22 protein-coding genes are annotated in these 23,210 nt (G+C 48.4%); 14 read left to right on the forward strand and 8 right to left on the reverse strand.

The genetic code is table 11. The features are described 5' to 3' along the window. Positions 1–94: 94 nt before the first annotated feature. The 12 genes from BLA28_RS12150 (at position 95) to htpG (ending at position 14,713) form a co-directional block, all read left to right on the forward strand. Positions 95–433, forward strand: coding sequence for a PadR family transcriptional regulator (locus tag BLA28_RS12150; RefSeq protein ID WP_009250818.1), 339 nt, complete (start codon positions 95–97; stop codon positions 431–433). Beyond that, positions 433–1,764 carry an FtsW/RodA/SpoVE family cell cycle protein gene (locus BLA28_RS12155; RefSeq protein WP_069158954.1) on the forward strand — a complete coding sequence of 444 codons (1,332 nt, stop codon included), beginning with the start codon at positions 433–435 and terminating at the stop codon, positions 1,762–1,764. Before BLA28_RS12150 ends, BLA28_RS12155 begins: the two co-directional genes overlap by 1 nt. Before the next feature lie 53 nt (positions 1,765–1,817). Next, entirely contained in the window at positions 1,818–2,282 is a 465-nt protein-coding gene (locus tag BLA28_RS12160) for a GNAT family N-acetyltransferase (RefSeq protein WP_069158955.1), read from the forward strand. 62 nt (positions 2,283–2,344) lie between these two features. Next, positions 2,345–3,205: an AraC family transcriptional regulator gene (locus tag BLA28_RS12165; RefSeq protein WP_044963338.1), complete on the forward strand. Its 861-nt coding sequence runs from the start codon at positions 2,345–2,347 to the stop codon at positions 3,203–3,205. Positions 3,206–3,334: 129 nt separating this feature from the next. After that, the gene (locus BLA28_RS12170) at positions 3,335–4,360 is read left to right on the forward strand and encodes a branched-chain amino acid aminotransferase (protein ID WP_069158956.1); all 1,026 of its coding nucleotides are present in this window, start codon (positions 3,335–3,337) and stop codon (positions 4,358–4,360) included. A gap of 144 nt (positions 4,361–4,504) precedes the next feature. Further along, complete coding sequence (locus tag BLA28_RS12175) at positions 4,505–5,305, forward strand: PHP-associated domain-containing protein (protein ID WP_069158957.1); 801 nt, start codon at positions 4,505–4,507, stop codon at positions 5,303–5,305. After that, complete coding sequence (locus tag BLA28_RS12180; protein WP_069158958.1) at positions 5,302–6,438, forward strand: exonuclease SbcCD subunit D; 1,137 nt, start codon at positions 5,302–5,304, stop codon at positions 6,436–6,438. Before BLA28_RS12175 ends, BLA28_RS12180 begins: the two co-directional genes overlap by 4 nt. Beyond that, the gene (locus BLA28_RS12185; RefSeq protein WP_069158959.1) at positions 6,435–9,035 is read left to right on the forward strand and encodes an AAA family ATPase; all 2,601 of its coding nucleotides are present in this window, start codon (positions 6,435–6,437) and stop codon (positions 9,033–9,035) included. The genes BLA28_RS12180 and BLA28_RS12185 overlap by 4 nt, the downstream gene beginning before the upstream one ends. Before the next feature lie 423 nt (positions 9,036–9,458). Next, a complete protein-coding gene (locus tag BLA28_RS12190; RefSeq protein WP_069159148.1) occupies positions 9,459–10,868 on the forward strand; it encodes an NAD(P)/FAD-dependent oxidoreductase in 1,410 nt (469 codons plus the stop codon). After that, complete coding sequence (locus BLA28_RS12195) at positions 10,865–11,923, forward strand: peptidylprolyl isomerase (RefSeq protein ID WP_242877708.1); 1,059 nt, start codon at positions 10,865–10,867, stop codon at positions 11,921–11,923. The genes BLA28_RS12190 and BLA28_RS12195 overlap by 4 nt, the downstream gene beginning before the upstream one ends. Before the next feature lie 304 nt (positions 11,924–12,227). Next, complete coding sequence (locus BLA28_RS12200) at positions 12,228–12,401, forward strand: hypothetical protein (RefSeq protein WP_009250807.1); 174 nt, start codon at positions 12,228–12,230, stop codon at positions 12,399–12,401. 221 nt (positions 12,402–12,622) lie between these two features. Then, complete coding sequence (gene htpG, locus BLA28_RS12205; protein ID WP_069158960.1) at positions 12,623–14,713, forward strand: molecular chaperone HtpG; 2,091 nt, start codon at positions 12,623–12,625, stop codon at positions 14,711–14,713. Between the two features lie 125 nt (positions 14,714–14,838). On the opposite strand, the gene BLA28_RS12210 is transcribed toward htpG, so the two are convergent. The 4 genes from BLA28_RS12210 to BLA28_RS12225 are packed head-to-tail and all read right to left on the reverse strand — an operon-like array spanning position 14,839 to position 17,256. Continuing rightward, positions 14,839–15,249 (reverse strand): hypothetical protein, encoded by a 411-nt coding sequence (locus tag BLA28_RS12210; RefSeq protein ID WP_069158961.1) that lies wholly within the window; start codon positions 15,247–15,249, stop codon positions 14,839–14,841. A gap of 12 nt (positions 15,250–15,261) precedes the next feature. Beyond that, entirely contained in the window at positions 15,262–15,921 is a 660-nt protein-coding gene (locus BLA28_RS12215; protein ID WP_044963351.1) for an ABC-2 transporter permease, read from the reverse strand. Continuing rightward, positions 15,918–16,865 carry an ABC transporter ATP-binding protein gene (locus BLA28_RS12220; protein WP_069158962.1) on the reverse strand — a complete coding sequence of 316 codons (948 nt, stop codon included), beginning with the start codon at positions 16,863–16,865 and terminating at the stop codon, positions 15,918–15,920. Before BLA28_RS12220 ends, BLA28_RS12215 begins: the two co-directional genes overlap by 4 nt. Beyond that, the gene (locus BLA28_RS12225; protein ID WP_009250802.1) at positions 16,858–17,256 is read right to left on the reverse strand and encodes a GntR family transcriptional regulator; all 399 of its coding nucleotides are present in this window, start codon (positions 17,254–17,256) and stop codon (positions 16,858–16,860) included. Before BLA28_RS12225 ends, BLA28_RS12220 begins: the two co-directional genes overlap by 8 nt. A 257-nt stretch (positions 17,257–17,513) precedes the next feature. On the opposite strand from BLA28_RS12225, the gene BLA28_RS12230 reads away from it, so the two are divergent. Then, complete coding sequence (locus tag BLA28_RS12230) at positions 17,514–18,824, forward strand: O-acetylhomoserine aminocarboxypropyltransferase/cysteine synthase family protein (protein WP_069158963.1); 1,311 nt, start codon at positions 17,514–17,516, stop codon at positions 18,822–18,824. Positions 18,825–19,029: 205 nt separating this feature from the next. On the opposite strand, the gene BLA28_RS12235 is transcribed toward BLA28_RS12230, so the two are convergent. The 4 genes from BLA28_RS12235 to BLA28_RS12250 all read right to left on the reverse strand — a co-directional run bounded on the left by BLA28_RS12235 (position 19,030) and on the right by BLA28_RS12250 (position 22,350). Continuing rightward, complete coding sequence (locus BLA28_RS12235) at positions 19,030–20,292, reverse strand: peptidoglycan-binding protein (protein WP_069159149.1); 1,263 nt, start codon at positions 20,290–20,292, stop codon at positions 19,030–19,032. A 134-nt stretch (positions 20,293–20,426) separates the two neighbouring features. Further along, on the reverse strand, positions 20,427–21,272 hold the full coding sequence (locus BLA28_RS12240; RefSeq protein WP_069158964.1) for a hypothetical protein: 846 nt from the start codon (positions 21,270–21,272) through the stop codon (positions 20,427–20,429). After that, positions 21,266–21,964, reverse strand: a complete 699-nt coding sequence (locus BLA28_RS12245) for an ABC transporter ATP-binding protein (protein ID WP_069158965.1) — start codon at positions 21,962–21,964, stop codon at positions 21,266–21,268. Before BLA28_RS12245 ends, BLA28_RS12240 begins: the two co-directional genes overlap by 7 nt. Further along, the gene (locus tag BLA28_RS12250) at positions 21,961–22,350 is read right to left on the reverse strand and encodes a GntR family transcriptional regulator (RefSeq protein ID WP_009250795.1); all 390 of its coding nucleotides are present in this window, start codon (positions 22,348–22,350) and stop codon (positions 21,961–21,963) included. The genes BLA28_RS12245 and BLA28_RS12250 overlap by 4 nt, the downstream gene beginning before the upstream one ends. A gap of 315 nt (positions 22,351–22,665) precedes the next feature. Here BLA28_RS12250 and BLA28_RS12255 point away from each other — a divergent pair, with 315 nt between their 5' ends. Beyond that, complete coding sequence (locus BLA28_RS12255) at positions 22,666–23,193, forward strand: GNAT family N-acetyltransferase (RefSeq protein WP_044973043.1); 528 nt, start codon at positions 22,666–22,668, stop codon at positions 23,191–23,193. Positions 23,194–23,210 lie beyond the last annotated feature (17 nt).

A 23,210-nucleotide genomic window follows, 5' to 3' on the forward strand; every position in this document is an offset into this window, starting at 1 on the left:
CAGATTTATAACCATGGGAGTTAATTATATCATTGACATATATAGATTCCCGATATATATTATATGTAGATAATCTATATAAGGAGGAAATAAGATGTCAGTTGATAAAACACTGTTATCCGGCAGTACATCCATGCTGTTGTTAAAACTTCTGGAAGAGAAGGATCTATATGGCTATGAAATGATAGAATCTCTTCGCGCACGTTCCAATAATGTTTTTGAATTAAAGGCGGGAACTCTGTATCCTCTGCTGCACTCCCTGGAAGAAAAGGGCTTTTTGACAAGCTACGAAAAAGAGATTGGCGGCAAAACCCGAAAATACTATTCCATTACGGAGGCAGGAAAAAAACACTTAATTCAAAAAAAGAAAGAATGGAATGAGTATTCTCAGGCAGTTGCGGGAATTCTCACTTTTTCGGCGGAGGGTGTGTGATGGATAAAAGGCAGTTTCTTGAAGCAGTTACGGAGCAGATTCGGTTCGAAAAAGCGAGGGAAATGATTTCGGATGAATTGGAAAATCATATTGAAGATCAAAAAGAAGCATTTATGTCTGAAGGAATCAGTGAGACGGAAAGCTATCAAAAAGCAATCGAAGACATGGGAGACCCTGTCGAGGTCGGCATTTCTTTAGATCGAATACACAGGCCTAAAATGGAATGGAAAATGATTCTGCTGGTATTGGGCTTAAGCATTTTGGGATTATTTTTCCAATATGTAATGTTTAAGGATATGGGCTCTGAAACTTATCCGTATAATATTAATTCCCAATGCGTGTATATTATGATCGGGCTGGCAGTCATGATGTTTTTCTGCTTTTTTGATTATACGAGAATAGGCTTTTGGGGAAAGACAGGGGCGGCGGTATTGCTGCTGCTTTTACTATATAGTTATTTCGGCGGTCTGTCAGTATTCGGACAGCGGGGGTATCTGCGTGTCGGAGGATTGTCTGTCAGTCTGCGTCAGTTAATATATTTGTATATTCCTTTTTATGGAGGAATTTTATACTCCTACAAAAATCAGGGCAGAAAAGGATTTACAAAAAGTATGGTGTGGAGCGTGCTCCCTGTCGTTCTTGTCTTAAAATTGCCGGACTTATCCACAGCAGGCTCATTGATGTTAATTATGCTGATTCAGGTTTGTTTCATTACCAGAAAAGGATGGTTTGGTGAATGGAAGAAAAAACTGGCATTTGTTGTTTCAGCAGTGATCGGACTGCCTGTTTTCCTGATTCTGTATTTTGTTTTCTTTGGGGCAGAATATCAAAAAGCCCGTTTGTTTTCTGTTTTTAGCACAGCAGGGGATCAGAGCTATCAGATAAATATGGCAAGAAACCTGATAAGCGGCAGCAAATGGATAGGGGAAGGCAGGCTGAATGCAAAAGGTTTTCTTCCGGCGGCAGCAAGTGATTATATTGTGACTTATGTTATGTCTTATTATGGAATACTGGCTGTAATAGTACTGCTGGCAGTTTTGGGACTTTTCGTCTTTAAAACCTTCAAGATCAGCGTTCATCAGAAAAACCAGTTGGGAACCGTGATCGGAGTCGGATGCAGTCTGGTATTTATGATACAGATTGTTTTATATGTCATGGTAAATCTTACGATTTTCCCTTCCACCGCAGTATTCCTTCCCTTATTTACCTACGGCGGGACCGGTACCATTGTTTCCTTTGCTTTAATTGGAATTCTGCTCAGCATCTATCGATATCAGAATGTGCTGCCGGTTCATATGGTGAGAAAACAGAAAGTGAAACTGGGATTGTAACTGATTAAGGACAGGGGATTCATTTATCCTTTGAGTATCAGGAGGAGCAAAAATTGGAAATCAGGGAATACCGGCCGGAGGACTGCAGTGAGATGGCCTCACTTTTTTATGATACCGTACATACGGTAAATGCGGCCGATTATACAAAGGAACAGCTGGATGCCTGGGCGGATGGGGCAGTGGATTGTGAGGCATGGGATCATTCCTTCCGGGAGCATTATACGCTGGTGGCTATAGAGGATGGTAAGCTGGCAGGGTTTGGCGACATGGATGAGAGTGGATATCTTGACCGGCTTTATATACATAAGGACTTTCAGAAAAGAGGAATAGCCGCCGCCTTGTGTGACCGGCTGGAGAAGCGGTTTGCCGTGCCTGAGATCATAACCCATGCGTCCATTACGGCAAGGCCCTTTTTTGAAAAAAGAGGGTACCGTGTGCGGAAGGCACAGCAGGTGGAGAGGAAGGGAGTCCTTCTAACCAATTATGTAATGGCGCTTTCGAAGGCCGGACAAAAATGAGCAAGGCAGTCAGGGACAGCCATATAAAAAAGCCTTACAATGGGAACACGAGGTGAGAGAAAATGGATTGTATTCAGAGCATACAGAAAGCAATAGACTATATGGAAGCCAATATGCTGGAAAACATCAGCTATGAAGATGCGGCACGGCATCTGCATATGTCAAATTATCATTTTCATCGGTTGTTCAGCATGCTGACAGGGATGACGGCGAATGAGTATATCCGCAGCCGGAGACTGTCCATGGCAGGGCAGGAACTGATTATGTCCGATGCGAAGATTATTGATATCGCTTTGAAGTACGGCTATGATTCACCGGACGGTTTTGCCAAGGCTTTTTACAGGTTTCACGGAGTGACACCTAATATGGCAAAGCAGCCGGGGGCCGGATTACAGCTGTTTAACCGCCTCGTAATAAATATTACATGGAAAGGCGGTATGGTTATGGAGTACAGGATTGTAGAAAGAGAAAAATTTAAGGTTCTTGCAAAGGTTGAGCAATTTCGCAACAGCTCTATTGATGAGGAAGGGAATACGGAGATTCCGGATTTCTGGAAGAAGTGCGGTGAGGAGGGCGTGTTTGACACGCTGACAGCCTGCACCGGCAAAGGGGATATTTACGGGGTCTGCGGGCCAGTCTCCAAGGAATGTGATTTCTTTAGCTATGGGATAGGTAAGGAGTATGAAGGCGGCGATGTTCCGGACGGATTTTGTGTATGGGAGATTAACCCTACCCTCTGGGCGGTCTTTTCCTGTATCGGAAAGGACGGGGACTGTATTGGTGAAACCTGGGATCGGATTTTTAAGGAGTTTTTGCCGGGTTCCGACTATAATATGAAAGATGACGATGATTTTGAACTATATTTGGAAAATCCCGCTCCGGGCTGCTTCTGTGAAATATGGATCCCGGTGGAGAAGAAATAGTCCGGATATTGTGCGCATTCGCAGCTTATTTCTTATAAACAAAAAAATCTTTGACGGATAAGGATTTAGTGATATAATAAGTTTCAATGGATTAAATCAGTAAAGTTTATAACGAAGGAGTGAGCTGCGATGGAAAAGAAAAATATTGATTGGGCCAATCTGGGATTTGGTTATCGTGTGACTGATGTACGTTACGTTTCCAATTTCAGGAATGGCGCATGGGATGAAGGAGTGCTGACAGAGGATGCCACGATCCAGCTGAATGAATGTGCGGGAATCCTGCAGTACTGCCAGGAAATATTTGAAGGACTGAAGGCATATACCACAGAGGACGGACATATTGTTACTTTCCGCCCTGACCTGAATGCAGAACGTATGATAGACAGTGCCAGACGTCTGGAAATGCCGGCTTTCCCCAAGGAAAGATTCCTGGATGCCATCGATAAGGTCGTAACAGCCAACGCAGCATGGGTTCCCCCTTATGGAAGCGGGGCCACTCTTTATATCCGTCCTTATATGTTCGCAAGCTCACCGGTTATCGGGGTTAAGCCTGCGGAGGAATATCAGTTCCGTGTATTCGTTACGCCGGTAGGCCCTTATTTTAAGGGAGGCGCAAAGCCCTTAACTCTGTGTGTCAGCGATTTTGACAGAGCGGCGCCCCATGGTACAGGCCATATCAAGGCAGGCCTGAATTATGCCATGAGCTTACATGCAGGTGTTACCGCCCATGCCAACGGATTTGATGAAAACCTGTTCCTGGATCCTGCTACGAGAACCTACGTGGAGGAAACAGGCGGGGCCAACTTCCTGTTTGTAGACAAGAACGGGACAATCATCACTCCCAAATCCGAAAGCATCCTTCCTTCCATAACAAGGCGTTCCCTTGTAACGGTAGCAAGAGATATCCTGGGGCTGGAAGTACAGGAACGTCCTGTGAAGCTGGAAGAACTGAAGGATTTTGCGGAATGCGGCCTCTGCGGTACGGCGGCGGTTATCAGCCCTGTAGGAAAAGTTGTGGATCACGGCAAAGATATCTGTTTTGCCAGCGGTATGGAGGAGATGGGGCCGGTTATCAAGAAGCTGTATGATACCCTCACCGGAATCCAGATGGGAAGAATTGAAGGGCCGGAAGGCTGGGTAAGAACGATTCTGTAAAATAAATAGTTCCGTATATTTAACACTGCCTGTCTTGTAAAAAGAAGGCAGTGTTTTTTTGCTGATGGAAAAAAAGCGGGAGTATGATATACTGAAACAGGTGAGAAATGCATCGGTAACTACAGAAAAAGGAGAATTACAATCATGTCAAAATGGACGGTAGAATCAATAAAGGAAGCCTATTCTTATTTATATGAAACACATCTTCATACCTCTCAGGGCAGCCTCTGCGGCAGGGCGGAGGGACGGGAGATGGCGGATGCCTGCAAAAAGGCGGGCTATACCGGTATCTTTGTGACGGATCACAACTGGGGAGGAAATACGGCGGCGGACAGCTCGCTTCCCTGGGAAACATGGGTGTCGGAATTTGCAAAAGGCTTCCTGGATGCAAAGGAAGAAGGGGAACGGATTGGCCTGGATGTTTTCTTTGGCTGGGAGGCCGGCTTTCAGGGAACCGAGTTCCTTATTTTCGGCCTGTCCCCGGAGTGGCTGGCCGCCCATCCGGAAATCCGGGAAGCGGGAGTTGAGGAGCAGTACCGTCTTGTGAAGGCAGACGGAGGGATGGTGATCCATGCCCATCCGTTCCGTGAGGAAGCGTATATTCCCGAAATCAGGCTTTTTCCGGAATTCGTGGACGGAGCGGAGGGAATGAATGCGACGCATACAAGCCCTCTTAGCGCATCCCACAAGAGCGGAGATTATGACAGAAAGGCCCGGACTTATGCAAAGGAACATGGGCTGGTGATGACGGCAGGATCAGACGTGCACAGCACCAATATTTTCGGGGGAGGCACCGCCTTCGCGCGAAAGCTGTCGGACGATAAAGATTTTATACAGGCAATTCAGGGCGGCGAGGATTATGTGCTGACGGACGGATTCAGCTGGTATTCCAGAGAAGGGGAGCTGCTGTGCACCGCTGCCCGGGAGGAAGGAGAGAAGGAATGAAGCTGATACACACAGGGGATCTCCATATTGGAAAAACGATGAGTGATTTTTCCCTGATACCGGATCAGCGTTTTATTCTGGATCAGCTGCTGGCGGCAGCGAGGGAAGAAAAAGCGGATGCCTTCGTCATTGCGGGCGACGTATATGACCGGGCGGTGCCCCCCGGAGAGGCGGTACAGCTTCTGGACAGCTTCCTGACCTCCCTGCTGGAGGAAGGAATTCCCGTGCTGTTAATCAGCGGCAATCATGATTCGCCGGAACGGCTTGGCTTCGGGGAGGAAATCCTGCAGAAGCAGGGGCTTTATATTGCAGGTTCCTTCCGGACTCCGTTAAAAAAAGTGACGCTGCAGGATGCCTTCGGGCCGGTAAATTTTTTCCTCTTTCCATTTGTCCGCCCTGCCGTGGCAGGAGCCAGGACGGCGGATGAAGCGGTGGGAGCGGTACTGGAAGAGGAAGGGAAAGAGGGCAGGATCGATCCCGGGGAACGCAATGTCCTGATCAGCCATTTTTTTGTGACCTTTCAGGATAAGGAACCGGAGCTTTCCGATGCGGAGACTACGATTCATGTGGGCGGAATCGACAACGTGGACGCCGGTCATTTTGCCCCCTTTGACTACGTCGCTTTGGGGCATATCCATAAGCCCCAGAAAATAGGGCAGGATAATGTCTGGTATGCGGGAGCGCCTCTGGCTTACAGCTTTTCGGAATGCGCCCATGTGAAAAGCATAAATGTGGTGGAGCTGGGGGAAAAGGGGAAGGTAACCGTGAACCAGCGTCCTTTGCTTCCCCTGCATGCCCTCAGGAAGGCGGAGGGAACGCTGGAAGAGCTGCTGAAAAAGGGCGGTGAGGAAGGCAGCCGGGCGGAGGATTATATCCAGGCGATCCTGACAAACGAAGAGGAACTGGTAGATCCAATAGGCACACTGCGCAGCGTCTATCCAAACATCTGTCAGATCATACTTGCCAAAAGGGAAAAGGAAGCGCGGCAGACGGTTAAGGAACGGCATGCCATACGCCGGAAAAGCACGGCGGAGCTGTTCGCGGATTTTTACGGGCTGGTGCGGGGAATCGAAATGGATGAAGCCAGGAAAAAGGTGACGGAAGAAACGGTGAAAAAGGTGGAGCAGGAATGAAACCAATAACGTTGACATTATGCGGCTGGGGTCCTTTCCGGGACAAGCAGACCGTTGACTTTACGAAGGTGTCGGAAAAAGGGATCTTTCTGATAACAGGCCAGACCGGTGCGGGAAAGACCACAATTTTTGACGGGATCACCTATGCCCTGTACGGCAGCATGAGCGGGGAGATCCGGGAGAAAAACAGTGTGCGGAGCGATTTTGCGGATGCGGATACTCCCACCTATGCGGAGCTTACTATGATGCATAACGGCCTCCTTTATCAGATTTACCGGAATCCGGAGTACATGCGTCCCAAGAAACGGAAAAACGGGGGACAGGCCATGACCAAGGAACGGGAAAAGGCGGTGCTGACGCTTCCGGACGGTTCCGTTATGGAAGGCAGCGGAGAGGTGACCCGTAAAATCCAGGAAATACTGCGGCTGGATTATCGTCAGTTTAAACAGATTTCCATGATTGCCCAGGGAGAATTCGCCCGCCTTCTTACCGCATCGCCGGGAGAAAAGACAAGGATTTTCCGGGAAATCTTTGACACCGCCCTTTATGACCGGTTTGCGTCGGTGCTCAGGGATGAGGCCAACACCCTGTATAAAGAGGTTATGGAATACCGTCATCGTATGGATGAGGATGTCCGCCAGTTCCATACGGAGGATGAAATATGGAAGGAACTCACCTCAGGGGAAGCTCATCCCTATGAACAGCTTATGGACAGGCTGGAGGCGCTGGAAAAGGACTGCCGCAGGGAAGAAAAAGAAGCGGCCCGAAGGCTGGAAAAGCTGGATCAGGAAATGGTGGAGCTTGAAAAAAGAATCCAGCAGGCCGAAACGGATCAGAAGGCATTTCAAAAGCTGAGGGAAACAAAAGCAAGGCTTGAGGCGCTTAAAGGCCAGTCCGGGGATATGGCACAGAAGGAAGAGCGGCTGAAAAGAGGAGAGCATGCGGCTGAAATCCGCGCGGAATACCAGCAGGTAAACGGAGTGGAAAAACAGCTTTATGCGCTGGAAAGGCAGGAAAAGGAAGAAGAAGAGGCAATCAGGCGGGAAGTCGCTCTTGTTCAGGAATGCAGCGGTATCTATGAAAAAAGGGATCTTCTTCTGGCTTATTATGATCTCAGCCAGTCCATGGAGGAACTGGAAAAAAGGAAGGCGGCAGGGCTTAACAGACAGAAGCAGCTGGAGAAGAAGCTGCTTTGCCACCAGCAGGATTATCTGGAACAGGAGAAACGGACCGCAGACAGGCAGCATGAGCTGACGGAGGCCCAGAGCCGTTACCGCCGGGCAGTTATCGGACTTGCGGCCCGGCTGGTGGAAGAGGGAAAGCCCTGCCCGGTCTGCGGTTCGCTGGAGCATCCGCATGTGGCAGGCACCGGTGAGGATGTGCCGGATGAAGAACAGCTGAACAGGCTTCAGGAGGCGTATGATCAGAGCGCAGCCAGACTTACCGCCCTTCACGGACAGGCGGCGGCAGCCAGGGCGGAGGCGGAAGGACAGGCGGAACAGAACCGCCAACTGGCCGATGAGGAAAATGCCCTGTTGGAGAAGAGGGGATCCTTTTCCGAAGAACTGGTTTCCTTTGCTTCTATCCATAACAGAGAGGAAGTCCGGGAACAGGCGGAACTCTATACCGGTCTGATAAAGGGACTTGAGGTACGCAGGCAGAACAAAGAACGCCTGTCCGCAGATAAGGCAAGGCTGGAAAAGGAGCTTGCGGCCGCCAGGGAAAGCTGGGAAAAAGCCCTTGAAAAGGGCGGTTTTGCAGGGCCGGAGGCTTATCAGGAGGCGGTCCTGGAGGAAACGGACAGAAAAAATCTTTCGGAGGCAATCGCCCGGTACCGGCTGGAACTGGGAGCGGCGGCAGAACTGTGCTCGCATATGGAAGAGGAACTGAAGGGAAAGGAAGAAACGGATACCGCCCCCTTCCTGGACAAAAGGAACAGTCTTCTGGAAGAAAAGAAAAGGGAAGAAAGCATGCGCACCCGCTGGAGTATCGGCGCGTCCGATGCCGCCCGCACCTATGGCCTTCTTAAGGAAAAGAAAAAGGACATGGAAAAGAAGGAGAAGGCCTACGGAATTATAAGGGATCTGGATAATATGGCATCCGGAAACAATGCCAAGAAACTGGTGTTTGAACAGTACGTGCTGGCCGGTTACTTTGAAGATATCCTGGAAGCGGCCAATCTGCGCCTGCGCCGTATGACGGGCGGCAGATATGAGCTGTCCAGAGTGGAAGAGGCGGGTGACGGCCGCAGCAAGGACAGCCTGGAAATACGGGTGATGGATTACTATACCGGAAAGTACCGCTCGGTGAAGACCCTTTCAGGCGGAGAGAGCTTTAAGGCATCGCTGGCCCTGGCGCTGGGAATGAGCGATGTGATCCAGGCGGAAAGCGGAGGCATCCGGGTGGAAGCGCTGTTCATTGACGAAGGTTTCGGCGCGCTGGATACGGAGTCGCTGGATCAGGCCTGCGGAGCGCTGATGGGCTTAGTGGAAAGCGACCGTATGATAGGAATCATTTCCCATGTGCCCGAGCTTCAGGAAAGGATTGCCAGCCAGATTTATATTGAAAAGAAAAATACAGGCAGCCATGTCCGGTAGGTAAAAAAGTGCTTGCCGCCTGAGGCAGCGGATTCATTCCTGCGGGTGCGTTTTCCTTGCCGCCGCCATGGTCCTTCCCGGAAGCCATCCCCGAACAGTCAGTGTTCCTTGCAGGGGACGTTCTCACTCGGCTGAAAACGCAGCAGTACTAACGCTGCAGAAGACGCAGCGTAAGGACTGGCGTTTTCAGACGCCCCTTTCAGGAATCACTGACTGTTCGGGGATGGCTTCCGGGAAGGACCATGGCGGCGGCAAGGAAAACGCACCCGCAGGAATGAATCCGCTGCCTCAGGCGGCAAGCACTTTTTTATTTGTATCCGGATATGTCCGGCAGAATTGACTTTAGCCTGTAAAATGGGTATAATGAACCCGGCAAAGACAGTGTGCCGGAACAGGGTTTTCCGGGACGGAACAGGGGGTTTTATGGAACAAAAATATGATGTGATTATAATCGGTGCAGGGCCGGGAGGTATTTTCTGTGCTTATGAGCTGATGGAGAAAAATAAAGATTTAAAGGTGCTGATGGTGGAAAAGGGCCGTCCCATTGAGAAGAGGACCTGCCCGAAACGGAAAACAAAGGTGTGTGTGGGCTGTAAGCCTTGCTCCATCACTACAGGGTTTGCAGGTGCGGGGGCATTTTCCGACGGTAAGCTTTCCCTGTCACCCGATGTGGGAGGAAATCTGCCGGAAATCCTTGGCTATGAACAGACAAAAGAACTGATTAAGGAATCCGATAACATCTATTTAAAATATGGAGCCGACACCAGGGTTTATGGTATGGATAAGGAAAAGGAAATCCGTGAAATCCGCAGAGAGGCCATTAATGCCAACCTGAAGCTGGTGGAATGTCCCATAAGGCATCTGGGGACGGAAGAAGGCTATAAGATCTATTCCCGCCTGCAGGACGCGCTTGCGGAAAAAGGCGTGGAGATGATGTTTCACACAATGGTGGAGGAAATCCTGGTGGAAGGCGGCCGCGCGGCAGGCATTGTCACGGATAAGGGTGACACCTATCTGGCGGATGAAATCGTATCTGCGGTAGGACGGGAGGGCGCCGACTGGTTTAAAGACAAATGTGCCCAGATCGGTATTGCCACCACGCCTGGTACGGTGGATATCGGCGTGCGTGTGGAAGTGCGGGATGAAGTGATGCAGTTCCTGAATGAAAATCTGTATGAGGCGAAGCTGATTTTCTATACGCCTACCTTTGATGATAAGGTGCGTACCTTCTGTACCAATCCTTCCGGGGAAGTGGCTACGGAATACTATGAGGGAGGCCTGGCGGTGGTAAACGGCCATGCATACAAATCCCAGGATTATAAAACAAGCAATACCAATTTCGCCCTTCTGGTATCCAAGAATTTTACAAAGCCCTTCAGCACGCCCATTGAATACGGACGTAAAATTGCGGAGCTTTCCAATATGCTCTGCGGAGGAAAGATCCTGGTACAGACCTTCGGTGATTTCAGGCGGGGGAGAAGGACAACGGAAGAACGGCTTTGCAGAAACAATCTGATCCCCACCCTGAAGGATGCGGTGCCGGGTGACCTTTCGCTCGTATTCCCTCACAGGATCATGGTGGATATCGCGGAAATGATAGAAGCCCTGGATAAGGTAACACCGGGCATTGCAAGTGATGAAACTCTGCTTTACGGGGTGGAGGTAAAGTTCTATTCCAATAAAGTAGTGGTGGATAAGGATTTTGAAACCAGTATAAAGGGGCTTCGTGCTATCGGCGACGGCGCGGGCGTTACAAGAGGCCTGCAGCAGGCCTCCGCCAACGGCATCAGCGTGGCAAGAAGCATTTTGCAGAGTATGGGAAATAAGGAATGAATAAAATGAAAGTAAAACTGGCTGCCTGTCTTCTGGCAGTCAGCCTGGCGCTGCCGCTGTCCGGCTGCAGTGAACAGGAACCGGTGAAGCTGGTTCTGACTACCGGTTTCCGGCATAATGAAATATTCCGGCTGGAGGACGCTTCCTGCACCCTCCCGGAGCTGATGGTCTATCTGACGACGGAGCAGAATACCTATGAAGGGGTATACGGCCCCCGGATCTGGGAAGTGAAGGAGGGAGAGGAAGGGCTTTCGGATAAGCTCAAGAACAAGGTCCTTGCGGAAATCTCTCAGATCAAGGCTATGACCCTTCTTGCGGACAGAAGAGGAATTCAGCTGACCCCTCAGGAGGAGGAGATGGTTGCAGCAGCAGCAGAGGAGTATTATGCTTCGCTGAACGACCGTGAACGGGAAGCCATGGAAGTGAACCGGCAGCTGATCGAAAGCATGTACCGGGATTATGCCCTGGCGGATAAGGTGTACCGGCAGATTATCAGTGACATCAATCCGGAGATCAGTGATGACGAAGCCAGAACGATCACCGTACAGCATATTCTCATAAAGACAGTGACCGAAAATGCGGACGGGACCATTTCTCCTTACTCGGATAAGGAAAAGACCAAATGCTATCAAAAGGCACAGGAGGTCTTAAGCGCCGCTCAGGAGGGAGAGGCGTTTGAAGCGCTGATTGAGAAATACAGCGATGATTCCCAGGGAACACTGTCCTTCGGCAAAGGAGAACAGGAGCAGGCCTTCGCCAACGCCGCCTTTAATCTGGGAAATGATGAGATCAGCGGCATTGTGGAAACCTCCAGAGGATATGAAATCATCAAATGCATCAGCACCTTTAACCGGGAAGAAACGGACCGGAACAAGCTGAAAATAGTGGAAAAGCGCAAAGATGAGGTATTCGGACAGGAATACGACAGCTTCGTGAATTCCCTGGCTAAAAACCTGAATGAACCCTTATGGGAATCCGTTGCCCTGATCCATGATGACCAGGTGACAACCAGCAGCTTTTTTGATATCTATAAAGAATATTTCGGACAGCAGTAAAGCCGTCCACGCATCCCTGCGCGGTGCCCGCTTATGCCCTTTTTCCTTCCACAGGCTCTCCGTAATGCCGGCAGCCGGATCAGGCTATGGAAACTGAGCGGGCATGCTCTCGCTCGGCTAACCACGCAGCGGTACTAACGCTGCAAAAAACGCAGCGTAAGGACCGGCGTGTTTAGAACGGCCCTTTCAGTTTTCCATAGCCTGATCCGGCTGCCGGCATTACGGAGAGCCTGCGGAAGGAAAAAGGACATAAGCGGGCACCACGCAGGGATGCATGGACATATTATCAATAAGGAGGCTATAGATGAAAACCTTTGAGTATGTGGTGGAAAGCCTGGATGGTGATTATGCTAATTTAAGGCGGACAGATGAGGAAAGTGATGAGCTCAAGCTGGTGGCCAGGGCGCTTCTGCCGCCGGAAACGGGAGAGGGAACCAGGTTGAAATATGAGCTGCTCCAGTATAGAATTATGGAGTAAATGCGAGTTGGAATAAGGCTTTGTTTCATTTTATAAAAAATTTATAATTAAGCAATCCAGCTATTTTAAGGGGTTTCAAGCCATTGTTAGCACTCAATTATATTGAGTGCTAATTTTCTATTGACTTTTCAGAAAGTTGGAAGTACACTTATTCCTAGAGTGAAAAGCGGACAAAACAAAAGAAGAAGGTCCGTAGAAAAAAGAAAGGAATGTGATGAATTATGGCAGAGAAACATGGCAGCTTGTCTATTAACAGCGAAAATATTTTCCCTATTATTAAGAAGTGGCTGTATTCTGACCACGATATTTTTTACAGGGAGCTGGTTTCCAATGGCTGCGACGCAATTACGAAGTTAAAGAAGCTGGATGTGATGGGAGAGTATTCCCTTCCGGAAGGCTATAAGCCTGAAATACGGGTTATTGTGAATCCCGAGGAAAAGACCCTGAAATTTATTGATAATGGTATCGGTATGACTGCGGATGAGGTGGAAGAATATATCAATCAGATCGCCTTCTCCGGCGCTACGGATTTTATTGAAAAATATAAGGATAAATCAGATGATAATCAGATCATCGGCCATTTCGGACTTGGTTTTTATTCCGCGTTCATGGTAGCCGATGAGGTGCATATTGATACTCTTTCCTTTAAGGAAGGCGCGGTTCCGGTACATTGGGAATGTGACGGCGGCACCGAATTTGAAATGGAGGACGGTACCTGGAATCAGGTAGGTACCCAGATCACCCTGTTCCTCAATGAGGACTGCCTGCAGTTCTGCAATGAGTACAAGGCTTCCGAAGTCATTCAGAAATATTGTTCTTTCATGCCTGTGGAAATTTTCCTGTCCAGGGAAAACACACCGGAAACCCAGACCATCGACGAGAACGTGAAGCTGGATACGGATGAGGTTCTGGAAACCATCCAGCCTGAGAAGAAGGAAGATGATAAAGAGGAGGAAGAGAAGCCTGTACGGCTGAAAATCAAAAAACGTCCTTCCCTGATGAATGACATCCATCCTCTTTGGACAAAGAACCCCAGCGAGTGCAGCAAGGAAGATTATATAGAGTTTTACCGCAAGGTTTTCCAGGATTACAAAGAGCCCCTGTTCTGGATCCACCTGAATATGGATTATCCCTTTAACCTGAAGGGAATCCTGTATTTCCCCAAGATTAATATGGAATATGAATCAATTGAGGGAACCATTAAGCTGTATAACAATCAGGTATTTATCGCCGACAATATTAAAGAAGTCATTCCCGAATTCCTTATGCTCTTAAAGGGCGTAATCGACTGCCCGGATCTGCCGCTGAACGTTTCCAGAAGCGCGCTGCAGAATGACGGATTTGTTAAGAAGATTTCCGATTACATCACCAAGAAGGTGGCGGATAAGCTGGCCGGAATGTGCAAGACCGACAGGGAAGAATATGAAAAATACTGGGATGATATCAGTCCCTTCGTAAAATACGGCTGTCTGAAGGATGATAAGTTCTGTGAGAAGATGACAGATTACATCCTGTTCAAGAATCTGGACGGCAAGTATATGACCCTGCCTGACTGCCTGGAAGTAAATAAGGTAGATCCGGATGAAGCTGAAAACACTGCTGTTGATGAAAACGGCGAAAAGGTAGAAGCAGAGGTAGTGGAAGAAGAAGCTTCTTCTGAAGAAGGTGAAAACAGCGAGGAAGAGAAGAAAGAAAAAACCATCTATTATGCAACGGATTTAAAGGTGCAGAGCCAGTATGTAAATATGTTCAAACAGGCTAAGATGGACGCTGTCGTGCTTCCGGATCAGATTGACCAGCCTTTTATCAATCAGCTGGAAATGAAGAATGAGGGCATCAAGTTCCAGAGAATCGATGCGGATCTGACAGATACCTTCAAGGCAAAAACCTCCAAGAAAGCACAGGAGGAGCTGGAAGCCCAGTCAGAAGAAATTCAGAAGCTGGTGCGCAAGGCATTAAAGAACGAGAAGCTTACGGTTAAGATCGAAAAGCTTAAAAATAAAAAGGTTTCTTCTGTACTCACAATTTCTGAAGAGAGCAGAAGAATGCAGGATATGATGAAGATGTATGCCATGAACGGTATGGATATGGGCATGTTCGGCGGTGAAGGGGAAACCCTGGTGCTGAATGCCGGCCATCCTCTTGTTCAGTATGTTCTGGATCATAAGGATGATAAGGATAATAAGAATGAAACCCTTATCTGTGAACAGCTGTATGATCTTGCCAAGCTGCAGCAGGGACCGCTGGACGGAGAAGCGATGACTAAATTCGTGAACCGTTCCAATGACATTATGGTCGCTCTGACACAGTAAAAAGGCAGAAGAAGATTGTTCTCCTGTAAAGATATAAATCCCGGCGGTATGAGCCTGTTTAAGGCAGATACCGCCGGGATTTTTATGACTGAAATATTTTAACGAAAAAATACGGTAATTAACGGCTACATTAAGAAACCGGCAAGAAACATCAGCAGGGACAGCAGGGTAAAGAGGACGAGCTTTACATAGGAAGGGGGATCTATCAGGGTATCCGGAAAAAGAACGGCATACCATACGGTGACCTGGCTGCCGATATCCTTATCGGCAGAGACCGGGATTTCCCTTTGGGAAAAATAACTGCGGCTATCCACACTATAGGTAACATAGGCCATATTCCTTTTTCTTTTCTGTTCCCCGGAAAAAGGTCCGGCATGGCGGCTGTCTTCGGCGGACCGGAGACGGATTTTGGTGACGGTAGCCACCGTTTTACGGGCGCGGGGCTGTATGGCAATAAGATTGATAGCTTCCATAAGTATCAGGAATAAAAACAGGACCCCGAGCACATAAAAGAGCTGGTTGACTGGGTGACTCATATCGTGCTCCTTTCACATCAGTTCTTTTCGTTGGAATATTTTTACGGTAATGCCGGCCGAAAGGATCAACAGGATTACACTCAAAAGCAGCAGGAACAGAAAAGCAGGAAGGACAGGCAGCCCGTTCAGCCAGTTTGCCTCCAGCAGATCGGTTTTGAGCAGAAGGGGCAGCAGAAAACAGGAGGCCATGATAATGATTACGAGCACGAATTTGGAATTTTCAAATCCGAACAGATGCTGAAGCGGAGTCAGGATACTGAAAAGAAGGGCATTCAGGAAGAATGCGACGGCATATTCCGGCGGGGAAAGGCGGAAAGAGGCCGCCAACACCAGCGAGAGCCCTGTATAAATGATCGCGGTTGCCGCAAACACCAGGCAGAAAAGAATATATCTGCTGATGATAATATCACTTCTCCGATAAGGGGAGGCGCAGAGCAGGGAGAGAGCCCTCGGGCATTCCGCATCCTTCAGGAAAATCTGCTCATAGGCAAGGAATTCACTGTATATGGAGGCTATGATAAGAATCAGCAGGCCCGTGCCCTTCTGTTCGGCGTATTGCGGGAGACGCCAATAATAAAAGAAGGGAAGTACGAAAGTAATGGCGGGGATGAAAAAAAGGTAATTCCCCATAAGGAACAGGTCTTTTTTTAACAGAGAGGTATATTGTTTCATGAGGAAGTCATCCTCCTTTCGGCGTTGTTTCCGGCAGTTGACAGGGGCGGTGTGCGCCCTTCGCACAGGGCGATCATGATATCTTCAATGGAGGCGTGTTCCAGCAGGGCATCGGGGAAAAGCTGTTTCGCTTTTTCCGGATCATCAATAAGGGCCGTGAAGCCGTAATCCGTGGTTCTCAGACAGTTCAGGAATTCCTTTTTGCCTTCCGTGAGGGAAGACAGGCCGCCCTTCACCAGCCGCCATTTATCCAGCAGAATGTCCTTATCTTCTTCCAGAAGGATTTTCCCCTGATGGAGAAAAACAATGTTATCCGCACATTTATCCAGATCCGAAGTGATATGGGTGGAAAAGAGGACACCCTTGCCCCCCTTGTCCATGAATTCACGGATGAGAGAAAGAAATTTATCTCTTATCAGAGGATCCAGCCCGCTGGTAGGTTCATCCATGATCAGCAGTTCAGCTCTGTGAGACAGGGCAAAAGCCAGTGCAAGCTTCATTTTGGTACCGGAGGAAAGGGTTTTTATTTTCTGGGATGGATTCAGCTTGAAGCGGGAGGCCAGCTCCTGGTATTCCTTTTCCTGCCATTGGGAATATGCGCCGGCAACGATCTGTTTCATCTGGGAAACGGTGAGGCCTTCATAAAAGGCGCCTGCTCCCAGAACCACGCCGATACGATCGGCCAGGGCCCTTCTGTCAGAACTCCTGCGCCCCTCGGAAGAAGCCTGTTTTTTGGAAGAAGGGACTGGTTCGCCGAACAGACGGATTTCCCCGCTGTCTGGTTCCAGCAGTCCGAGAATGGCACGGAGCGTGGTGGTTTTGCCGGCACCGTTGGCACCTACAAAACCGGTTATGCAGCCTTCCGGAACGGTGAAGCTGGCTTCGGAAAGAGAAAAGTCAGGGTAATGTTTGCTTAAGCCGTTTACTTCTATAATATTATTCATTTGCTTCGTCTCCTTTGCAGATATCGTCGTACAGAATATCCAGCATATCATGCAGTTCATTGAGCGGAATGCCAAGCCCGGAAGCTGTCTGAAGGGTTTCCTGCATCTTCAGTTCCACCAGATGACGTTTGGCATCCCTGAGCAGCTCCATATTTGCCGCAGAAATAAATGTGCCGATGCCTACCTGCTGCTTCAGATACCCTTCGGCCTCCAGCTCATCGTAAACCCGCCGTACCGTCAGGACACTGACCCCCAGGTCATTGGCAAAACGCCGTATGGAGGGCATGCTGTCCCCGTCTTTCAGTTCTTCGCGCAAAATGGCATCCTTCAGCTGTTCCTTAATCTGCATATACAGAGGCTGATCGGAACTGTTAGAAATCAGTATTTTCATGAAATTTACACCTTTCCGGCAACCGGTTTGCCAAGTGTGCATGTGTATAATACACACTATACACTTAAATCTCTCTTTTGTCAATTCATATAATAACACTTCATGGCTCAGGAATCATGAATGGCAGCATGCAGAAATTTCCAAAAAAGTATTTGACAAATAAAGGCCTCTTTATTATAATCAATTAAAATATACTAATCCAATAGGAATTGTAAACAATGAGATTGGATACTGCGAAGGCAGGAAGGAGAGACATTATGGGCACAAAGACGGAAAGAAAATTCAGGTTTGAAACATTACAGCTTCATGTGGGACAGGAGCAGGCGGATCCGGCTACGGATGCCAGGGCTGTTCCCATATATCAGACATCTTCCTATGTATTTCATGACTGCCAGGATGCTGCCGACAGATTTGCCCTTTCCGCAGGCGGTAATATATACGGTAGACTGACCAATCCTACGGAAGATATATTTGAACGGAGGATGGCGGCTCTGGAGGGCGGAAGCGCTGCTCTGGCCGTGGCGTCGGGAGCGGCGGCGATTGCCTATACCTTTCAGAATCTGGCCCATCAGGGAGATCATATTGTGGCGGCCAGGAACATATATGGCGGTACATATAATTTTCTGGCACATACCTTTCCTGATTTCGGGGTGACAACTACCTTTGTTGATCCCTTTGACGAAAAAGAGCTGGAAGGTGCAATCCGTGAAAATACGAAGGCTGTTTTCCTGGAGACACTGGGGAATCCGAATTCCGATGTGGTGGATATCGAAGGGATTGCCCGCATAGCCCATGCCCATAAGCTCCCCCTGGTGGTGGATAATACCTTCGCGACTCCTTATCTTGTGCAGCCCATAGCGTATGGCGCGGATATTGTAGTCCATTCGGCTACTAAATTTATCGGCGGGCACGGAACGGCGGTAGGAGGAGTTATTGTGGAAGGAGGCTCCTTTGACTGGGAGGCTTCCGGCAGGTTCCCTTCTCTTACGGAGCCAAATGAAAGCTATCACGGCGTTTCCTTTACGAAGGCGGCAGGCCCTGCGGCCTTTGTAACGAAGATACGGGCCATCCTCCTGCGTGATACCGGAGCCACCCTTTCCCCTTTTCATGCATTTCTCTTTCTGCAGGGACTTGAAACGCTTTCTCTGAGAGTGGAACGGCATGTATCCAATGCTTTGAAGGTAGCTTCCTATCTGGCGTCCCATCCCCAGGTGGAAAAGGTCCATCATCCGTCTGTAACGGAGAATGCTTCCCAGAAAGCCCTGTATTCCAAGTATTTTCCTAATGGAGGAGGTTCCATTTTTACCTTTGAAATCAAGGGAGACGATAGGACGGCTAAAAAGTTTATTGACCATCTTCAGCTGTTTTCTCTTCTGGCTAATGTGGCTGACGTTAAATCTCTGGTAATCCATCCCGCATCCACTACTCATGGGCAGCTGAACGAAGAGGAGCTAAGACAGCAGGGAATCCGTCCCAACACGATCCGGCTTTCTGTGGGAACGGAGCATATTGATGATATCCTTCAGGATTTGGAAGAAGCTTTCCGGGCAGTGGCAGAAGAAAAATAAGAATGAGAAAATAAGAATAAAAGAAAAGAATAAGAAAGCGGCGGCACGCATCGATTGGAATCGTTGCGTGCCGCCTTTATCCCCACAGGCAGCTGCGGAAGTACCCCGGCGGCTGCTGAGAGGGTCCAATCCCCTGCAGTCAGCAGAAGATTGGACGGATAAGGAGGAGGCTCGAAGAAGGCTGTTTAAAAAGTGGGATAAGGGGTCAGTCCGGCTCGGCAATCCGGGAAACGCCCACAAATATCCTGGAAATTTCATACCAGGTGGGATAATCCACAGCCCCTGTTTGGGGAAGGCCGAAAACCCGCTGGAAAACCTTTACCGCATCCGCTGTCTGCTGTCCGTAAACCCCGTCTGCGGCTACATAAGGGATAGCGGGATAATTCTGGCTGATCCGGTTAAGCTGTTCCTGCATCTGCAGTACCTTAGCGCCAGAGGAGCCTATAGTCAGGGTATAGCCGGGCCAGGAGGAGGGGATACCGCTGATGGCATCGGCAGTGTTGATATACATATCGCTGCCATAATAATAATGTATGATCTCCATAGCGCTGTAGCCTTCGTCTCCCAGATATTTGGAACCCCATTGGCTTAAGCCTGAGCAGTTAACCCTGCGGCCGTCACAATAGCTGGTCAGGATGGGCTGGCGCACGCCGGGCCGGGAGAGGTAATTGGCGAAAATGGTATCCACAAGGTAGCTGATGTTTTCATAAATATTTCTGCCATAAATCCATTTCTGATCAAAGGCAGTAGAGGAGGTAATGGTAAAATTATATCCCTGGTTCCGGTACCATTCCGTATAAACACGGTTGAGGGTAAAGGACATAATAGCCAGTATGTTCGCATAAATGGTGGATTCCGGCCAGGTGGCATAAATTTCTGAGGAAGCCACATTTTTAATGTAATCCGTATAGCGTACATAATAATTGGGCGCAGAGGAGTCGGTGGGAACTCCGTCGTGTACCACTACATATTCCGGGATAACCACACGGCTTAAAACGATTTCGCCGGTTTCATCCACGGGTTTTATCTCGGCTTCGGGGATTTTAGGGGGGTAATCTCCGTATAAGGTATGATCGGGGATGACGATGTCTTCCTCCTGCCCCGGTACTGCCTCGGGGATCAGGGCGATGGGCTGCAGGGAAAGAACATCCGGAAGGATTTCTGAGCCTTCTACCACCACCGGTTCATAGCCGGGTGCTTCAACTGTAATATTATATTCGGAATAGGGTCGTTGTTCGGAAGGTGACAGACTGTAATCCAGGGGAGGCGCGGGCAGCTCGACCACATCGGTCTGACCGGAAGCATCTGTGGTCAGTGTATCTAAGATCACATCAGGTGATTCAGTCAGAGCGATGGATACGGTTGCGCCTTCTATGGGAATCTGTCCCTCGGTGGATGTAATGCTGATTTTCAGCCCGCCGGCGTAGGGACTGTCAGTGGTCTGCGCGGCATGTAGTTTTTTTGCCATATGTGCGGTAGCCTCACGATTGTTACTTACGTTTAGTATATGCAGGAATTTCCGGCAGGTTCCAAAGGACAGGACAAAAAAAGCAGGCGGAATTTGGAATGATTTCCCGCCTGTTTTTTTCATTATACTGTTTATCAATCCAGATTCAATTGCTTTTTCATCAGGTACTCGGAAAGAATGTAGCAGCCGATGCCGGTAAGAACACATGCCACGAGACTGAAAATAAAGGTATTTCGCATGAAAGCTCCCATAAATTCCGGTATTTCAAGACTGGTTGAGTTGCCGACGTGGGTTACGACCATTTTCGTAAGGTAAGGGGTCATAGCCAGGGAGGTCAAGGTCTGGATTATAATAGTAACACCGATATAGCACAGGATAGAAGCCATTACCTTATGCTTGGAGAACATCTGTCCCAGAGAAACCGCGCCATATACAATCAGTACATTACTTACTGCTGATATGAGGAAATAAAAGAACATAAATACTGTAAAAACGGGCAGGGACATTCCGAAGAGTGCATGGGAATATTCCTTCGCATAATTCACCAGCAGGGTAAATGACAAATTTAAATCATCTTTAACCATGACAGGTAAACCAAAAATCATAATTAAAAACACAGCCCACAGTGTCAGGACAGTAACAAGAAAACTCCATAAGGATCCAACCGTGAGCTTGGAAACGAGCAGCTGTCTGGGCGTTACCGGAAGAGTATGCATAAGATAACCTTCGTCGGTGTACAGATTCTTATAAAAACGCACCGCTATATAAATGCTGACAACCACACTGACACAGCTTATGGTGAGAACATAAAACATCATCAGTACAAATGCGCCTGCATTCAGTTCGTCGGCATTTGCGGGAGGCGACATCCGGGTAAAACATATGACGGATACCAGGGTGAGTATGATCATGAGTGCACAGGCCAGCGCAGGTATGCGCCAGGTTTCTTTCCATTCATGTTTCAGTAATTTTTTCAGCATGCGAACACCTCCCTGAAATAGCTGTCTACGGATTTCCCGTAGGTTTCGCGGATTTCTTCCACAGAGGAGCATAGCATAACCTGACCGTCCCTGATAAAGATGCAGTCATCCAGAATCGCTTCAATATCGGATATTAAATGCGTGGAAAGAAGTATCGTTGCATTTTCATTATAATTGCCGATGATAGTCTTCAGGATAAAATCCCTCGCAGCCGGATCCACGCCGGCAATGGGCTCATCCAGAATATACAGGTCGGCATCCCTGCTCATAACCAGTACAAGCTGTACTTTTTCCTTGGTGCCCTTGGAAAGGGTTTTCAGCCGGGCATGAAGATCGATATGAAGGCTTTCCAGCATACCCAGTGCTTTTTCCTTATTAAAGTTATCATAAAAATCTACAAAATATTCCACTAAATCCTCTACCCTGCGGTTGCTTGTCAGGTAACTGCGCTCCGGCAGATAGGAAATCATGGCCTTAGTCTCAACTCCGGGCGTATGGCCGTTTATCAGAATCTGCCCCGAAGCAGGGGTCAGAAGGCCGTTCAGCAGCTTGATTAAGGTGGTTTTGCCACTGCCGTTGGGGCCCAGCAGACCAATAATACGTCCCCTTGGAATAACCAGGTTCATATTATTCAGCGCTGTGAAATGACCATAGGTCTTGGACAGGCCGGTAATAGTTACCAGTTCATTCATGCGAGCTCCCTCCTTGTATTTTCGGGTTCCTCTGCAGCAGCTGAGAGTAATGTGATAATATCCTTTTTCTCAAAGCCCAGCTCTTTCATCTTAGCGATAAATGCATTAATTTCTTCTTTTGCCAGCTGAGTCCGAATTTGTGTAATCATATTTTTGTCCTCCGTTACGAATCTGCCGCTGGTTCGTTTGGTTTCAATCAGGCCGCTGCGTTCCAGCTCGGCAAAGGCCTTCTGCATTGTGTTCGGGTTAACACTGGCCTCGGCAGCCAAATCCCTTACACTTGGTAGCTTATCGCCGGGAGCATATATGCCGGACACGATCTGAAGCTGGATACGCTCCAGAAGCTGTGCATAGATGGGGCGATCTGAATCCAGGTTCCATGCCATATCATCATTCCTTTCTGTGATTCCTTATTCTTAATCTGTATTACTATAATAATACAATAATGCAGAATGAATAAAATGTCAATAGTAAATTGTTAGTTTTCGGAGTCAGGAAGTAAGGTATGGCTGTTCTGACGGCCTTCAGCTGCAGCCAGGAGCTGCTGCGGATATAATTGCTATGCCGCCTGTTTCCTGCTATACTTGATATCAGGAAACAGGCGGGGAAAAACAGCAAAAAAGTACGGAAGATTGCCGGTACAGATGCACTCCTGGCTTTACTTCGGCGATCTATGATGAAAGAGGAGAAGCTAACCGGATATGAAGACTTGGATAGAAAAAGCGGCAGCAGCGGATATTGATGAAATGGGGAGACTTTATGACAGCCTGAATGACTATCTGGAACAGCATGTCAATTATCCCGGATGGAGAAAAGGCATTTATCCTGCGCGGGAGGATGCGGAAAAAGGGATTAAGGAAAAGAACTTATATGTGCTTAGAAATGAGCGGGAGATTATGGGCAGCATTATATTAAGCCATGAGCCGGAAGCCGCTTATGAAAAGGCGGACTGGCATGTGGATTTAGAATATAAGGATATTTTTGTAATACATACCTTTGCAGTCCATCCCCTTTATCTCGGAAACGGCACAGGAAAAAGGCTGATGGAATTCGCACTGGAGCAAAGCCGGGAGGAGAAGATAAAGGCCATCCGTCTTGATGTATATGAAAAGAATACACCGGCCATTTCCCTTTACAGAAAATATGGCTTCCGCTATATAGATACTGTTGATTTGGGATATGGAGAGTTCGGCCTGGATAATTTTGAGCTTTATCAAAAATTAATATAAAGACAAAGGAGAAAAAG

It is taken from the genome of Eisenbergiella tayi (assembly GCF_001881565.1).
In the GTDB taxonomy this organism is placed as follows: Bacteria; Bacillota; Clostridia; order Lachnospirales; family Lachnospiraceae; genus Eisenbergiella; species Eisenbergiella tayi.

Bases quoted from the DNA above. Each gene is read 5' to 3' on its own strand.
- BLA28_RS12220 (WP_069158962.1), bottom strand. From the start codon at position 16,865: ATGAATAATATTATAGAAGTAAACGGCTTAAGCAAACATTACCCTGAC.
- BLA28_RS12180 (WP_069158958.1), top strand. From the start codon at position 5,302: ATGAAGCTGATACACACAGGGGATCTCCATATTGGAAAAACGATGAGT.
- BLA28_RS12255 (WP_044973043.1), top strand. From the start codon at position 22,666: ATGAAGACTTGGATAGAAAAAGCGGCAGCAGCGGATATTGATGAAATG.
- BLA28_RS12190 (WP_069159148.1), top strand. From the start codon at position 9,459: ATGGAACAAAAATATGATGTGATTATAATCGGTGCAGGGCCGGGAGGT.
- BLA28_RS12225 (WP_009250802.1), bottom strand. From the start codon at position 17,256: ATGAAAATACTGATTTCTAACAGTTCCGATCAGCCTCTGTATATGCAG.
- BLA28_RS12185 (WP_069158959.1), top strand. From the start codon at position 6,435: ATGAAACCAATAACGTTGACATTATGCGGCTGGGGTCCTTTCCGGGAC.
- BLA28_RS12155 (WP_069158954.1), top strand. From the start codon at position 433: ATGGATAAAAGGCAGTTTCTTGAAGCAGTTACGGAGCAGATTCGGTTC.
- BLA28_RS12170 (WP_069158956.1), top strand. From the start codon at position 3,335: ATGGAAAAGAAAAATATTGATTGGGCCAATCTGGGATTTGGTTATCGT.
- BLA28_RS12200 (WP_009250807.1), top strand. From the start codon at position 12,228: ATGAAAACCTTTGAGTATGTGGTGGAAAGCCTGGATGGTGATTATGCT.
- BLA28_RS12240 (WP_069158964.1), bottom strand. From the start codon at position 21,272: ATGCTGAAAAAATTACTGAAACATGAATGGAAAGAAACCTGGCGCATA.
- htpG (WP_069158960.1), top strand. From the start codon at position 12,623: ATGGCAGAGAAACATGGCAGCTTGTCTATTAACAGCGAAAATATTTTC.
- BLA28_RS12235 (WP_069159149.1), bottom strand. From the start codon at position 20,292: ATGGCAAAAAAACTACATGCCGCGCAGACCACTGACAGTCCCTACGCC.
- BLA28_RS12230 (WP_069158963.1), top strand. From the start codon at position 17,514: ATGGGCACAAAGACGGAAAGAAAATTCAGGTTTGAAACATTACAGCTT.
- BLA28_RS12245 (WP_069158965.1), bottom strand. From the start codon at position 21,964: ATGAATGAACTGGTAACTATTACCGGCCTGTCCAAGACCTATGGTCAT.
- BLA28_RS12215 (WP_044963351.1), bottom strand. From the start codon at position 15,921: ATGAAACAATATACCTCTCTGTTAAAAAAAGACCTGTTCCTTATGGGG.
- BLA28_RS12250 (WP_009250795.1), bottom strand. From the start codon at position 22,350: ATGGCATGGAACCTGGATTCAGATCGCCCCATCTATGCACAGCTTCTG.
- BLA28_RS12150 (WP_009250818.1), top strand. From the start codon at position 95: ATGTCAGTTGATAAAACACTGTTATCCGGCAGTACATCCATGCTGTTG.
- BLA28_RS12165 (WP_044963338.1), top strand. From the start codon at position 2,345: ATGGATTGTATTCAGAGCATACAGAAAGCAATAGACTATATGGAAGCC.
- BLA28_RS12175 (WP_069158957.1), top strand. From the start codon at position 4,505: ATGTCAAAATGGACGGTAGAATCAATAAAGGAAGCCTATTCTTATTTA.
- BLA28_RS12195 (WP_242877708.1), top strand. From the start codon at position 10,865: ATGAATAAAATGAAAGTAAAACTGGCTGCCTGTCTTCTGGCAGTCAGC.
- BLA28_RS12210 (WP_069158961.1), bottom strand. From the start codon at position 15,249: ATGAGTCACCCAGTCAACCAGCTCTTTTATGTGCTCGGGGTCCTGTTT.